Origin of the sequence: Paenibacillus xylanilyticus, from assembly GCF_013359935.1 — a bacterium.
GTDB classification, from domain to species: domain Bacteria; phylum Bacillota; class Bacilli; order Paenibacillales; family Paenibacillaceae; genus Paenibacillus; species Paenibacillus xylanilyticus.
In genome coordinates this window covers 59,603-73,510 of record NZ_JABMCB010000192.1, presented here as the reverse complement: position 1 = coordinate 73,510, position 13,908 = coordinate 59,603, and the positions used below count along the sequence as shown (strand labels likewise).

Here is a 13,908-nt window from a genome sequence, read left to right as displayed (position 1 = left end):
ATGGATGTTCGCCTCCTAGTTTTTTCCGTAGCCGTTAGGATGGGATTGGTGCCAGCTCCAGGCACTTTGAATGACATCTTCCAGGTTAGTCCATTTCGGATTCCATCCCAGTACCGATCTTGCTTTGGCAGACGATGCAACCAGTACGGCCGGATCACCTGCACGACGCGGCTCCTGTACAACCGGGATATCGAGTCCGGTCACTTTTTTCGCGGTTTCGATAACCTGTTTAACCGAGAAACCTTGACCATTCCCCAGGTTAAACACGTTGCTGCTCTCCCCTTTGCGCAGATAATCGACAGCGCGCAGATGCGCATCAGCCAAGTCACTGACGTGGATATAATCGCGGACACAGGTTCCATCTTCTGTCGCGTAGTCATCTCCAAACACGGCAATATGCTCGCGTTGTTTCAATGCGGTCTGCAGAACGAGCGGGATTAGATGGCTCTCCGGCTGATGGTCTTCACCAATTTTGCCGCTTTCATGTGCTCCAGCTGCATTGAAGTAACGCAGGGACACGTATTTAATCTCCTGTACTTTATCGAACCAGGACATCATGCGCTCCATCATCAGCTTGGTCTCGCCATAGACGTTTGTAGGCTCGGTGCGGTCACTCTCTTCGATCGGCACTTTCTCAGGCTCGCCATATGTGGCAGCCGTAGAGGAGAATACGATGCGGCGTACATTGGCTGCGTTCATCGCTTCCAGCAGGCACAATGTGCCGAACACGTTATTGTCGTAATATTTAACCGGATCCTTCATGCTCTCGCCAACCAGCGAGTTGGCTGCAAAGTGAATGACAGCATCAATGGAATTCTCAGCAAACAGCTTTGCCAAAAGCTCCTTGTCACGCAGATCTCCTTCATACAGCTTGCCACCCAGCAATGCCTCCCGATGTCCTGTCTGCAAATTGTCCAGTACAACAACTTCCTCGCCACGCTCCAGCAAAGCCGCTACCGTGTGCGAACCAATATACCCTGCTCCACCTGTCACCAAAATTGCCATCTTACTTCGCCTCCTTCAATTCTTTGACGCCGTCGCCCACTCCGCACACATAGAAGTCTCCCTTGAGACCGGTACGTGCTTCGTACGCCGCACCCACTTCGCTAACAAAACGCTCTACATCATCCTCATGTACCAGGGATACTGTGCATCCGCCAAATCCGGCACCTGTCATACGTGCACCCAGTGTGCCTGGAATGCGCTGTGCTTCCTCCACCATCACGTCCAGCTCTTCGCAGCTTACTTCATACAGATAGCGAAGCGATTCATGGGACGCATTCATCAGCTTGCCGAAGGTTTCCAGATCGTTATCACGCAGCGCTTCCACTGATGCGAGTACACGTGCATTCTCTTCCACAACGTGCTCGGCACGCTGTCTTACCTTCTCATCCTTGATGTGATCCTGCAGCGTTACAAATTGCTCCGGTGTCAGTTGCGCCAGATAGTTGAGTGCAGGCAGCTGTTCCTTCAAGATGGCAAGTGCCTGCTCGCACTGGGAGCGTCGTTCGTTATAAGCCGAGTCCACCAGACCACGCCGTTTGTTCGTATTGCCGATGACCAGCTTGTATGAGCCGGTACGGAAAGGCACCTTTTCATATTCAAGGGTGTCACACATCAACAGGATGGCATGATCCTCTGCTCCGTTAGCCACAGCGAACTGATCCATAATTCCGCAGTTGACGCCGACGAACTCGTTCTCCGCCTTTTGGGACAGAAGCGAAAGCTGTACCGTATCGATATCAGACACACCTTCCATCGACTGTATGGCGTATCCTGTGAGTACCTCCAGCGAAGCGGAAGAGGATAGTCCGGCACCATTCGGAATTTCACCGTGGTACAGGAAGTCGTATCCTTTCGTTACTTTCACGCCTTTGCCTTGCAGTTCAACCATGACACCAACTGGATAATCTGTCCACTCCCCTGTTTTCTCCTTGCCGATGGAGGATGTGTCGAGCACGCCTTCATAGGACATATTGGTGGAAGCGAGCTGCAGCTTGTCGTCTTTGCGTTCCCGAATACCAAGTGTCGTACCGAATTCAAGTGCGGCCGGAAGCACGTAGCCACCATTGTAGTCGATATGTTCGCCGATTAGATTCACACGTCCAGGAGCATGGAATACACGGATATCCGCTTCACTCTCTCCGTACTTCTCAATAAACTTTTGTTTCAATTCATGTATGTTCATTGCTGCTGCACCTCATCTCATTGTTGTTGTTTTCTTAAGGTTATTATACAAGAAAGCGGTGCCTCTTGAAATGCAGCCATGTGTGATTCATATGGATAAATGTGACCTTACAACATATAATGGGAATAACATCACCGAAAGAAGGAACGCCCCATGACCGATCCACACAAGGAACATTCAGCAGAACATCTGATCAAAAACACACAGGAATCCTCCGGGAAAAGTGGAGCAAAAACATACTCGGTTGCCTCCAATCCTGTCTATTATGAAAAGGGAGCGTTGCATGTCCTCTTTGCAGGCGCCAGCCAGACCCTTCCCGGTCATGCCCTTGGACCAAAACTGTACGATTACTATTTGCTTCATTATGTAGAAAAGGGAGCCGGCACATTCCGCACCGAACTTCATACCTACGAATTATCCGCAGGGGATTGTTTCCTCATTCATCCCGGACAGCTTGTAAGCTACCAATCGGATGCCCGCCGCCCCTGGCAGTATCGTTGGATGGCCTATACGGGCAGTCAGGCCGGGAAGCATACGGAGGAAGCGGGATTCCGCCCGGAGAAATCCGTTTTTCATGCCGGTCCATCCTGCGGAATTGCAGATTGGCTGTCCGTCATGCAGAATGCATTTGCCGAGCGAAAAGAAAGCTCTCATTTCACATCACTGGGTACGTTATATATGATTCTAGCCGAAGCACAAAATCACCTTTCTCAGGGACAAACCCTGATCCCCGGTGAGTCTTCAATCCGAAGGACCGTCAAACAGATGATTCAATATATGTCTACCCAATATGCTTATCCCGTCTCCATTGAACAGATGTCAGCCAGTCTCGGATATAACCGCGCTTACCTGTCCCGGATTTTCAAACAGGAAACCGGACTTTCTCCGGTAACGTATCTGCTCAAGCTTCGGATCGACAAATCGCGTCAACTGCTGCGTGAGCGTCCGGATTTATCTATTGAGCAAGTATCCGCCTCGGTAGGCCTGCCTGATGCACTTTATTTCTCCAAACAATTCAAGCGATTCCATGGAGAGGCGCCGAGTCTGTATCGCGAAAATATCCTCTCCAGGCCCCAAACTCCAAAGACGAGCATGACACAACCAAACCAGAGATGACTCCCTTAGACCTGGGTGAGATCACCTCCCCCCGGTTATCCACGTGTACATAGAAAAAGAAGATGCACTCGCCATCATGGCTAAGATGCACCTTCTTTTTTCATTTCATTTTAAAATGTTTAGTCCATATGCTTATTTGTCATGATGTTCGGGACGAAGAATGGACTCGATTCGCTCCAGTTCTTCCGAGGAGAAGTCAAGTTGACTGAGCGCAGCCACATTCTCCTCGATCTGCGATGTCCGGCTTGCGCCAATCAAGGCAGACGTTACCCTGCCGCTCCGCAGAACCCAGGCCAGCGCAAACTGGGCCAGACTCTGTCCACGTGCTGCTGCAATCTGATTGAGAGCACGAACTTTGCGCAGTGTCTCTGGCGAGATATTGTTCTCGTTCAAGAAGACGGAAGGCCCCTTTGCACGAGAATCCTCTGGAATGCCGTTCAGATACTTGTTGGTCAGCAGCCCCTGTGCCAGAGGACAGAACGCAATGCTGCCTGCACCATACTCATCGAGCACATCCTGCAGCCCATCTTCAATCCAGCGATCCAGCATTGAGTATTTCGGCTGGTGGATCAATAGAGGTGTACCCAAACCTTTCAGAATTTCAGCAGCCTGTTTCGTCTGTTCTGCAGGGTAGTTGGAGATGCCTACATACAACGCTTTACCCGAACGAACAATATGGTCCAGAGCCATCATCGTTTCTTCCAGCGGTGTTTCCGGATCATAACGATGCGAGTAGAAAATATCGACATAGTCCAGCCCCATGCGCTTCAGACTCTGATTCAGACTGGACACCAGATTTTTGCGGGAACCCCATTCGCCATACGGTCCGGGCCACATATAATAACCCGCCTTGGTGGATATCACCAGCTCATCCCGATAAGGCTTCAGATCCTGTGCCAGCACCTGACCAAACAGCTGCTCTGCAGAACCTGCGGGCGGACCATAATTGTTGGCGAGATCGAAATGCGTAATGCCCAGATCAAAGGAGCGGGTGATCATGTTTCGACCATTCTCCGCATTATTGATGCCGCCAAAGTTATGCCAAAGTCCAAGTGAAATTGCCGGAAGTTTCAGTCCAGAACGTCCAACACGGTTATATTTCATTGTTTCATAGCGTGTATCACTGGCTACGTAGACCATCATGAATCCCTTCTTTCCCCAGGTTCCGCTTCCTGCGCCCAGTTAGAGTGCGGGAGAATGCGGTTATTCAGACAAACGTTCTAACCAAGAAGCTGGTCCACCTTATTCATTACCTCACCGATCGGTTCGGTAATCAGCAAATCTGCCTGTCGGTCATAAGCCGTTGGCGTGGCATTCAGCAATACGGTATGTTTTCCGCGAAAATAAGTAATTAACTGTGCAGCAGGATGTACGGTGAGCGATGTGCCGCCGACCAGCAGCAAATCAGCAGAAGAGATGGCATCGACGGACTGGTATAAGGTGTTCTGGTCTAGTTCCTCTTCATATAGCACAACGTCAGGCTTGATTACTCCCTCACAACCTGCACACCGGGGAACCCCCTCCTTCGAGTGAATGATGTCATCCAAGGAGTAAAAACGTCCGCAATCCATGCAGGCATTTCGATGAACGGAACCATGCAATTCCAGCACATTCATGCTCCCTGCTTTTTGATGCAATCCGTCGATATTCTGGGTGATGACTGCCTTAAGGCGGCCTTCCTGCTCCAGTCGTGCAAGGAGTCTGTGGCAACCATTAGGTACCGCATCGGGATGAAGCATTTTACCGCGATAGAAATCATAAAAAATATCGGGATGCTGATCAAAAAAATGACGACTCAGCAGTTCCTCCGGTGGATAAGGTGAATGCTGCTCCGTCTGATATAGGCCAGCGGCAGAGCGGAAGTCGGGAATCCCGCTTTCCGTCGACGTTCCTGCCCCTCCGAAAAAAACAATGTTTGAACTTTCCTGAATCCAGGAAACCAGTTGTTCTGCCCCGTTCATCCTCTCTCCTCCTTTAGCGGAATGATCCCGTTCAGCCACCATTCGGATTCACCCTTATTTCGAGATAATCCCCAATAATGACATCTGCATCTTGCAAAAAAGCTGCTTGCTCTCCTTGAGGACAAAAACCAATGACATGAGCGACCCCTGCGTTCCGTCCCATCTGCATGTCTCCGTTGCTATCCCCTATGACTATGGCCTGGTGAGGAAGAATATGTAGCTCACCACATGCCAGTATGACGGACTCGCCATCCGGCTTCCCCAAAGTAACGCGGTCACAGCCGACGATGGATGTAAAAAAGGAGCGCAGTCCCATCCATTCCAAATGTTCTATCGCAGCCGAAGTAGTGTCCGAGGTTACTACAGCCAACGGGATTGAAGCAGCTTGGCAGGTCTGTAAAAAGGTAACCAAGCCCGGCATGGGCTGGGCCTGACGCCTTAACCGGATTTCCTGTATGGCAGTGCTGGACAGCTTGCGTATCGTAGTAATTGCGTCATTCCATGGCATACCAGCCGCATACAACTGCCCGGCCAGGAGCCCGGTACTCTCATCTACAGTAGCGATTGCCAGTGGACCCTGCCTGTCATAACCGACAATGCGTCCTTCGCTGTCATGAATCGTACCGAGAACCTTTTCTCTTTCCACCGTAAACCCGGCTCCAAGGTCGGCTAACACTGTTTCCAGTTGATTCAGCAAGGATTGCGCCCATGGTCCCCATAATTGTAAAAACTCAAGCAGCGTCCCGTCCTTATCGAACAAAATGCCCTGACAGGGAATCTGTAAATCTTTTATTTGAAGTATGGCCATAACCGAGCCGTCCCTCCTGGCAGCAACATCTATTTGATACCTTCAAGCCATCCCGAGATTGTATTTACCGTTTGAGACAGCTGCTCTTCACCTGTAATTCCTGGTTCTCCGTCACCACTCTGATGTCCGTAATCTCCGAATTGCGAGTGGTTTCCTCCTTCGATCGTGTAATACACGGTGTCTTCTGGCAGATAAGCACGGCCATTCTGATACTTGGTCGCGTTGACGACTTCATCATTGGTGCCCAAAATGGAGAGAGCCGGAATTCCAAGTGACTTCACACTGCCCTTTTGATCCGGATAGGATGCCAGGAAAAAGATGCCTTGGAGTGCGTCCGGATGGGATGCGGCATAACGTGCGGCCATGGATCCGCCCAATGAGTGTCCACCCATGACAAATGGTTCGTCTGGATACGCATTGCGAATATCATCCGCCAAATTTTGTTTCAGTACTGCCAGATTGACCGGCATTTTGGCAATAATGGTATGATGTCCGGCTTCCGCCAGCTCGTGGGCAAGAGGAGCATAGCTTTCCGGTTTCACCAAACCACCCGGATAGAAAATTACACTAATCCCTTCAGATTTGTCTGGTACAAAATCAATCCAGCTCTCCTGTTCGCTCACCGTAACCTGATCCGCTGTTTCCATGGCCGTTTGGGCCACTTCCTGCGGTCCATAGGGAGTGAACAGCTTCCAGGCAACAAACCCGCAGCCAATGACAATGAGCGCCAGAAGAACGAGCAGAAATTTCCCGATGCCCCTCTTCTTGCGCCCTGTATTATACCGGTTTCTCAACTTCAATCACCTTTCTTCACTTACCGCAGGTGCTGCGGCTCGCGTGGAATGAGAGCCCAATTGACCCGGCGCTCATTCCACGCCATGCTTTTATTCAGCCTTGGCCTTGCGGTAAGCATCCATATATTGTTCCGCCTTGCGGCGAACATGACTTAAATCCCCTGTTTTCATGGCTTCGTTGGTCAGGTCTGAGCCGATTCCCACGGCTACTGCTCCTCCCTTGATCCAGTCGCCAAGATTGGACAAGGATACCCCGCCGGTTGGCATAAAATTCGCCTGTGGCATAGGCCCTTTTATCGTTTTGATAATGGATGGATCATACAGATTGCCTGGGAACAATTTCACAATATCCACGCCGAGTTCCAACGCACGTTGAACATCAGCAATGGTCATTACGCCAGGCAGGATCGGAATCCGATAGAGATTGCAAATCTTAACGGTATCCGGATTCAAGGAAGGCCCAACGACAAACTCGGCACCTGACATGATTGCAGCTCTTGCTGTCTGGGGCTCAAGTACTGTTCCTGCTCCTATAATGGCAAACTTCTCAGGATCCTGTGTGTTCCAGTGGTAGACACGGCTCAGTTTCTCAATGGCTTTGAGCGCACTGGGAACGGTCATGGTGATCTCAATCACTTTGATTCCGCCAGCAATGGCTTGTTCGGCCATAGCAATGACCTGGTCAGCAGAGTCGGCCCGAAGTACGGCAACAACCCCGTTATCCGTAATTTTTTGCAGCAGCTGAAGCTTCTTCATTTCATTCTCTCCCTTGTCAATGTGGTTGTTATTACAAGCCTTACATTTGAAGAACGAAGATGAGACTTATATGATTTCAGCAGCGACTAGCGCTCAACATGGGCTACGTTGTTCAGCTTGGCCTCGACTTGCTCCCACGTCGGGAGTGCCTCCCAATCGCCCACAGCCTGTATTACCATGGAACCGGTCAAATTACCGAGCCGGGTAGCTTCCTGCGGTGAATAGCCCTTAAGGAGCCCTGACAGGAAGCCTGCGCAGAATCCATCTCCTGCCCCGACCGTATCCAGCACATGATCCGCCTTGAAGTACGGAACTTCCGTTAGGGTACCATTCACCAATACATAGGTCAAATCAGGACCGCCCTTCACGATCGAGATTGTACCCAGTGCGGATAAACGCTCGAATATTTTTTGATCATCCTGTTCGTCATATAGAAGCTTCAATTCATCCAGACCCGGCAAAAAGTAGTCAGCCTGCTCCGCCAGACGGAGTAAAACCGGGCGTGCCTCCTCTGCGGACCAGAGCTTGAGACGCAGATTCGGATCAAAACTTACTTTTACACCAGCCTGCTTGGCGATATGTATAGCGGCTTCCACTGTAGATAAACCCGAAGGGCTGATCGCTGCAGTTATGCCTGTAACGTGCAAAATTTGAGCTCCTGCAATATAGTCCGGATCCAGATCATCGGGTGTCATGGCACTTGCAGCGGATAGCTTCCTATAATAGTGTACCGAGGACTTCCCGGAAGCGTTCTCACGAATCATTAAACCAGTCGGCTCGGTGGCACTCATCCGTGCCCGGGATACGTCTACACCTTCACCACGAATCGCTTTTAGAATCATGGTGCCGATGGGATCCTGACCCAAGCGACCAAACCAGCCGCTTGTATGACCCAGTCGGGACACACCGATGGCCAGATTGCTCTCTGCACCGCCAAATGACTTGTCCAATGAAGCCGCGTATTCTAAACCCCTTGTATCCTTTGCTGTCAGCAAACCCATACTTTCGCCGAATGTAACAATTTCAGGACTCTGGCGGGTATTCATTGACATCTTCCTCGCCTCCTTATATTTACATTTCCTCATCTTCTTTCCCCATTGTCATCCTCTATGCAACCGTTGTCAATCCCGAGCGTTCATTTTGTTGTCACAGCTCCAAGAAAGGATAGCGCTTTCTATTGTGAATTATATCACAATGACTGATCCATATCCGTATTACCCTTATTACAGATACAGATGACCTTAATTAGTGAGGTCAACAGGAGGGTTACAACATGAACAACCGGACTGGAATCCGTGATGACCAGGAATCATTTTTTTACAACTTGCGCTTTATGCTTATTGTCTGCGTACTCGTTGGCAACGCCCTTGAACCGCTGATTACACGCTTTGCGGGAGCTGAGGCTCTGTTCCTGTGGATATATACGTTTCATATGCCGCTATTTGTATGGGTTACCGGGTACTTTGCCAGACATTCCCCGCAGGGAGAAGCCGGACGCAGAGTGCTTAAACAACTTGTGCTGCAGTACGTTCTTTTCCAATCCCTATATGCTCTAATGGATTTCACGGTGTTTCACACCCCTCATATGAAGCTGTCCTTTTTTGCGCCTTATTTGTTGCTTTGGTTTCTGGCCAGCCATTTTTGCTGGAGACTTCTGCTTAGGCTTACTATGTCATGGAAGCCGGTCCATCGGCTGATTGCCTCCATTGTGCTGGGAATTATCGCCGGCTATTTGCCCGTGGACGGATTCTGGCTGAGCTTTAGCCGAACATTTGTATTCCTTCCTTTCTTTATGATCGGTTACGACTACGGAGCAACTATTCGGTCTTATTTGAGATCAGGCTGGGGCCGTAACGCCGCAGCAGCATTATCGGCTGGCCTTTTGATATGGATTGGATTGGGTGGACTTGAGATATCCACAGGCTGGTTGATGGGCAGCATGACTTACGCTGAACTGGGCCACCATGAATGGTATGCCGGCATATATCGCCTCGGGATCTATGCGCTGGAAATAGTGTCAGGTGCACTTTTTCTCGCCTGGGTGCCTTCACTCACATCCAAACTGACCGATCTGGGACGACGTACGCTTTATGTTTTTCTTCTGCACGGATTTCTTGTTCGTCTTACGATCTGGTCGGGGGTCTACAATCATATAGAAAGCGGATTATACATTCCGGTGATTGTCGTCATTGCCGTAATGTTCGCTGTATTATTGGCCCATCCGGCCATACGCCATGCCTTTCGGCCACTAATCGAACCGGATACCTCACGGTTTACTCTTCATCGCCGGGAATTATTTAAACGCTCCGTGTGATCGTTTAGATGTAGATTATGCATTGCTTTCCATGGCAACCGGCTTGTTTCAGGCTGGAAATAACGTGGTAAGTAGGGATACGCGCTACAAAAAACAACTTATCCCGTAAGGAGTGATTTGTAATGGCACGTTCGCAAGCAACTGGACAGAAGATGAGCCGTGAGGAGGCAGGCCGATTAGGTGGCAGAGCTACCTCCAAAAATCATGACCGCAGCTTTTATCAAATGATAGGCAGAAAAGGTGGAGAAGCCACCTCGGATGCTCATGATTCCGATTTTTACAAAGAGATTGGCCGCAAAGGCGGCGAAGCCACCTCCGAAACGCATACCAAAGAATTCTATCGCGAGATTGGACGCAAAGGCGGAAGTAACTAGCCTTGTTAAACGTATTTTCTCCGATTCATAACGAAACGTGAAATTACTGTTGAGGAAGCCGAAGCCATTTAAATGGAAGTCGGCTTCTTTCTATTGAATTGTAGAAATATGACGGCGATTGTGATAGACTCTATAGAAAAACCGGGTTATTCACGGGTTTAAAGCAGCAAAGAGTTTCACAAACTACGGAAGCTCGAAGCCGGCCAAGTCGGTCTATTTTTTTAGAGTACGGATGAAATTAAACGACAGATGCACTGCCATTTTATTTCCATTCATGTTGCTCGAATACATTTTATATTTGGGGGGAAATACACCATGTCAGCCAAGAAGATGCGTTCCGATATGATCAAAAAAGGTTTTGACCGTGCACCGCACCGCAGTCTGCTCCGCGCAGCAGGCGTTAAAGAAGAGGACTTTGGCAAACCGTTTATTGCCGTATGTAACTCATACATCGATATCGTGCCAGGTCATGTGCACCTGCAGGAATTCGGTAAAATTGTAAAGGATGCAATTCGTGAAGCCGGTGGCGTTCCGTTCGAATTCAACACAATCGGCGTAGACGATGGAATTGCCATGGGACATATCGGTATGCGTTACTCGCTGCCAAGCCGTGATATCATTGCCGATTCTGTTGAAACGGTTGTATCCGCGCACTGGTTCGACGGCATGGTATGTATCCCGAACTGTGACAAAATTACACCAGGCATGATGATGGGTGCACTCCGCTGCAATATCCCTACCGTGTTTGTTAGCGGTGGACCGATGAAAGCCGGTCGTGACAGCAACGGTAAAGCCCTGTCCCTGACATCCGTATTTGAAGGTGTTGGTGCATTCCAGGCAGGTAAAATCGACGATAAGAGCTTGCTTGAGCTCGAACAGTTCGGTTGCCCAACTTGCGGCTCCTGCTCCGGTATGTTCACAGCAAACTCCATGAACTGCCTGGCTGAAGCAATGGGACTGGCTATGCCAGGTAACGGTACCATTCTGGCAGTAGCTCCAGAGCGTCGTGAGTTTGTTAAACAATCTGCGAAACAATTGATGGAACTGATCAAAATGGATCTGAAACCACGCGACATCGTTACGGTAGAAGCCATCGACAACGCATTTGCACTCGATATGGCCATGGGTGGTTCAACCAACACCGTACTGCACACGTTGGCTCTGGCTCACGAAGCAGGCATCGATTATCCAATCGAACGCATCAATGAAGTTGCCAACCGCGTGCCTCACCTGGCGAAACTTGCACCTGCTTCCGACCTTCACATCGAAGACGTTCACAATGCGGGCGGAGTAAGCGCAGTTCTGAACGAATTGCTGAAGAAACCAGGCGCGATTCACGCTGACTGTATCACTGTAACAGGCAAAACCATCCGTGAAAACGTTGAAGGCAAGGAAATTCAGGATACCAACGTTATTCACAAGCTGGATAACCCGCATTCGGAAAAAGGCGGACTTGCTGTATTGTTCGGTAACCTTGCACCACAAGGCTCGATCATCAAGGTTGGTGCTGTCGATGCTTCAGTTGGCGGTTACCACAAAGGGCCTGCCATCTGCTTCGATTCACAGGAAGAAGCTTTGGAAGGCATCGCGAACGGCAAGGTAAAAGAAGGACATGTTGTCGTTATCCGTTATGAAGGACCAAAAGGCGGCCCAGGTATGCCTGAGATGCTTGCCCCAACTTCCCAGATCGTGGGTATGGGTCTTGGTGCCAAAGTCGGTCTGATCACCGATGGACGTTTCTCCGGCGCATCCCGTGGTATCAGTATCGGCCACATCTCTCCGGAAGCAGCTGAAGGTGGTCCAATTGCTTTTGTTGAAGAAGGCGATATCATCGAACTTGACCTGAACAATCGGATCATCGAGCTGCATATCAGTGACGAAGAGTTTGAACGTCGCCGTGCGAATTGGAAAGGTTTCGAACCAAAAGTAAAAACAGGTTACCTGGCTCGTTATTCCAAACTTGTTACCAACGCAAGTAACGGTGGCGTGCTGAGCATTTAATTTCATTCGTTTTTCCGATAGATTTTTGCTTATCGGAGGCAACATAAAAGGGTTGCTCCTCTGCCAGTATTGGCAAGGGAGCAACCCTTTATCGTTTTCCATGGGTCCAAGTATATCGAATAAGAATATCAATCAGTTCTATTTCCATTTAGCCCGTTGGTGTGTTCTTCAATTCGGGGCCGGACAGCACATCCGTCTCGGCGTTAATCCTGTCCGTCTGAATCTGTTCCGTTGTTGCAGCTACAAGTGCATGCTGACCATAGCGCTCCATTAATGTGTCGAGCGGCATGGCAATCATTTTGGGAACCAGTTGCTCGGATCGCTGCTTCAGACGTTTTGTTCCTGAAGGATGGATCACGCTTAGCAGCAGTTTGAGATACACCTTGGAAGCCGAACTGAAGGGTCCGGGTGGAAGTTCCTTCACGGTGAATCCGAATTTCTCCGGTCCCCTATTGATCATGCTCACGCCATAGACCGCTTTGGCAGAACGCAGTTCTGGTTCCATTGCAATCTGCCGCGCCAAATCGGGAAGCTGCTGTTCCATGGCCCGGATCATTCGAATAGCCAGATGCATGCTGGAACGCGAGGTCATCCCGAGCTCAAATAATTTTTTGTTATCAAAATGAAGTTCAATCACCGGGTCGCCGTTCCGGATGACTTGCCCCTCGTTCATTTCAACCAATGCACCGTGATATACTCGGGACCGGTAATGAAGCATGGGGTCTTCCGGTGAAGCGGTTCGCAAATGGTATACCCAATGGAACAACTTCTCCCAGCCAAGCCACAAAGCAACCACGCCCCGTTTTCCTGGTGACAGCTGTGTCTGAGGTTGATTTGATTTCTGAGATTCGCTCAATGTAATGCCTCCTCCCATCAAGGTATCGATGCGTACACTTTGTAATCCCTGCCGCTCGGCCTCCTGCAAAACCACTTCCAATGCCTGAAGCATCTGCTCGGGTGCATGTGCGTCAGCTCCCAGCGTTGTCCCCCGGTCATGCAGCAGCATGACTTCTCCGCCTCTTAGCTCTTTCAACATACGTTCTGTCAATTTTTCAGCCCCAACACGGCTTCTCCAGTCTTCAAACATGGAAGACCACAGGACAATCTGACGATCCTTTTTGCTGAAAAAATCGAACAGATTCATAATCCCCCAAGGTGGACGATAATAACAGGTTCTTACCCCTGTCACTTCCTCTATAATCTGTCCGGTTCGCTGAATCTGATTTTTAACCGTACGCGGTCGCATTAACCAATTGGTTTTGTGAATATAATTATGAATTCCAATGAGGTGCCCGTGCTCATGAATATGCTGGATGAGTTCCGGGTGACTGGCAGCATGCTCCCCGACCACAAAAAAAGTCGCCTTGGCATCGTATTGCTTCAGCAATTTCAGTAACCTTGGCGTGTATATCGGATCAGGACCGTCATCGAATGTTAATGCAAACTGTGTATCACTTCTTCCACGTCTGAACACGCGCAACCCAAAAAGTCTGCTGATCAAACTTGGAATAAAGGCGTAAAAAGATGAAATGTACAATGCCCATAAAAATAGGCTCTGAAGTAAATTTGTCATGCTCTGATTCCCCGCTTCTCTTG

General features: G+C 49.6%; 13 protein-coding genes. 4 read left to right on the top strand and 9 right to left on the bottom strand.

Going from position 1 to position 13,908, the window contains the following annotated elements:
• Nucleotides 1-15 precede the first annotated feature (15 nt).
• Together galE and HP552_RS20225 are read right to left on the bottom strand one after the other, a co-directional pair.
• Nucleotides 16-1,005, bottom strand: a complete 990-nt coding sequence (gene galE, locus HP552_RS20230; protein WP_175397205.1) for a UDP-glucose 4-epimerase GalE — start codon at nt 1,003-1,005, stop codon at nt 16-18.
• 1 nt (nt 1,006) lies between these two features.
• A complete protein-coding gene (locus tag HP552_RS20225) occupies nt 1,007-2,188 on the bottom strand; it encodes a galactokinase (RefSeq protein WP_175397204.1) in 1,182 nt (393 codons plus the stop codon).
• A 153-nt stretch (nt 2,189-2,341) separates the two neighbouring features.
• Between HP552_RS20225 and HP552_RS20220 the strand changes: the two genes are divergently transcribed.
• Nucleotides 2,342-3,304, top strand: a complete 963-nt coding sequence (locus HP552_RS20220) for an AraC family transcriptional regulator (protein ID WP_246310982.1) — start codon at nt 2,342-2,344, stop codon at nt 3,302-3,304.
• 132 nt (nt 3,305-3,436) lie between these two features.
• Here the strand turns inward: HP552_RS20220 and mgrA are convergent, their stop codons facing one another.
• The 6 genes from mgrA to HP552_RS20190 form a co-directional block, all read right to left on the bottom strand.
• Complete coding sequence (gene mgrA, locus HP552_RS20215) at nt 3,437-4,444, bottom strand: L-glyceraldehyde 3-phosphate reductase (RefSeq protein WP_175397589.1); 1,008 nt, start codon at nt 4,442-4,444, stop codon at nt 3,437-3,439.
• Nucleotides 4,445-4,524: 80 nt separating this feature from the next.
• The gene (locus HP552_RS20210; RefSeq protein WP_175397203.1) at nt 4,525-5,265 is read right to left on the bottom strand and encodes an NAD-dependent protein deacylase; all 741 of its coding nucleotides are present in this window, start codon (nt 5,263-5,265) and stop codon (nt 4,525-4,527) included.
• Nucleotides 5,266-5,296: 31 nt separating this feature from the next.
• On the bottom strand, nt 5,297-6,073 hold the full coding sequence (locus HP552_RS20205) for an HAD family hydrolase (RefSeq protein ID WP_175397202.1): 777 nt from the start codon (nt 6,071-6,073) through the stop codon (nt 5,297-5,299).
• A 29-nt stretch (nt 6,074-6,102) separates the two neighbouring features.
• Nucleotides 6,103-6,867: an alpha/beta fold hydrolase gene (locus tag HP552_RS20200; RefSeq protein WP_175397201.1), complete on the bottom strand. Its 765-nt coding sequence runs from the start codon at nt 6,865-6,867 to the stop codon at nt 6,103-6,105.
• A gap of 90 nt (nt 6,868-6,957) precedes the next feature.
• Nucleotides 6,958-7,623 carry a bifunctional 2-keto-4-hydroxyglutarate aldolase/2-keto-3-deoxy-6-phosphogluconate aldolase gene (locus tag HP552_RS20195; protein ID WP_175397200.1) on the bottom strand — a complete coding sequence of 222 codons (666 nt, stop codon included), beginning with the start codon at nt 7,621-7,623 and terminating at the stop codon, nt 6,958-6,960.
• Between the two features lie 86 nt (nt 7,624-7,709).
• Complete coding sequence (locus HP552_RS20190) at nt 7,710-8,669, bottom strand: sugar kinase (protein WP_175397588.1); 960 nt, start codon at nt 8,667-8,669, stop codon at nt 7,710-7,712.
• A 227-nt stretch (nt 8,670-8,896) separates the two neighbouring features.
• On the opposite strand from HP552_RS20190, the gene HP552_RS20185 reads away from it, so the two are divergent.
• From HP552_RS20185 to ilvD, 3 genes are all read left to right on the top strand, one after another.
• Nucleotides 8,897-9,937: an acyltransferase family protein gene (locus HP552_RS20185; protein ID WP_175397199.1), complete on the top strand. Its 1,041-nt coding sequence runs from the start codon at nt 8,897-8,899 to the stop codon at nt 9,935-9,937.
• 122 nt (nt 9,938-10,059) lie between these two features.
• The gene (locus HP552_RS20180; protein WP_175397198.1) at nt 10,060-10,311 is read left to right on the top strand and encodes a KGG domain-containing protein; all 252 of its coding nucleotides are present in this window, start codon (nt 10,060-10,062) and stop codon (nt 10,309-10,311) included.
• 315 nt (nt 10,312-10,626) lie between these two features.
• Nucleotides 10,627-12,312, top strand: a complete 1,686-nt coding sequence (gene ilvD, locus HP552_RS20175) for a dihydroxy-acid dehydratase (RefSeq protein ID WP_175397197.1) — start codon at nt 10,627-10,629, stop codon at nt 12,310-12,312.
• Nucleotides 12,313-12,460: 148 nt separating this feature from the next.
• Here the strand turns inward: ilvD and HP552_RS20170 are convergent, their stop codons facing one another.
• Nucleotides 12,461-13,885 (bottom strand): polysaccharide deacetylase family protein, encoded by a 1,425-nt coding sequence (locus HP552_RS20170; protein WP_175397196.1) that lies wholly within the window; start codon nt 13,883-13,885, stop codon nt 12,461-12,463.
• Between the last annotated feature and the right edge of the window lie 23 nt (nt 13,886-13,908).

Coding starts and splice junctions, on each gene's coding strand:
- HP552_RS20205 (WP_175397202.1), bottom strand. CDS start 6,073: ATGGCCATACTTCAAATAAAAGATTTACAGATTCCCTGTCAGGGCATT.
- HP552_RS20170 (WP_175397196.1), bottom strand. CDS start 13,885: ATGACAAATTTACTTCAGAGCCTATTTTTATGGGCATTGTACATTTCA.
- galE (WP_175397205.1), bottom strand. CDS start 1,005: ATGGCAATTTTGGTGACAGGTGGAGCAGGGTATATTGGTTCGCACACG.
- mgrA (WP_175397589.1), bottom strand. CDS start 4,444: ATGGTCTACGTAGCCAGTGATACACGCTATGAAACAATGAAATATAAC.
- HP552_RS20210 (WP_175397203.1), bottom strand. CDS start 5,265: ATGAACGGGGCAGAACAACTGGTTTCCTGGATTCAGGAAAGTTCAAAC.
- HP552_RS20195 (WP_175397200.1), bottom strand. CDS start 7,623: ATGAAGAAGCTTCAGCTGCTGCAAAAAATTACGGATAACGGGGTTGTT.
- HP552_RS20225 (WP_175397204.1), bottom strand. CDS start 2,188: ATGAACATACATGAATTGAAACAAAAGTTTATTGAGAAGTACGGAGAG.
- HP552_RS20185 (WP_175397199.1), top strand. CDS start 8,897: ATGAACAACCGGACTGGAATCCGTGATGACCAGGAATCATTTTTTTAC.
- HP552_RS20180 (WP_175397198.1), top strand. CDS start 10,060: ATGGCACGTTCGCAAGCAACTGGACAGAAGATGAGCCGTGAGGAGGCA.
- ilvD (WP_175397197.1), top strand. CDS start 10,627: ATGTCAGCCAAGAAGATGCGTTCCGATATGATCAAAAAAGGTTTTGAC.
- HP552_RS20190 (WP_175397588.1), bottom strand. CDS start 8,669: ATGAATACCCGCCAGAGTCCTGAAATTGTTACATTCGGCGAAAGTATG.
- HP552_RS20220 (WP_246310982.1), top strand. CDS start 2,342: ATGACCGATCCACACAAGGAACATTCAGCAGAACATCTGATCAAAAAC.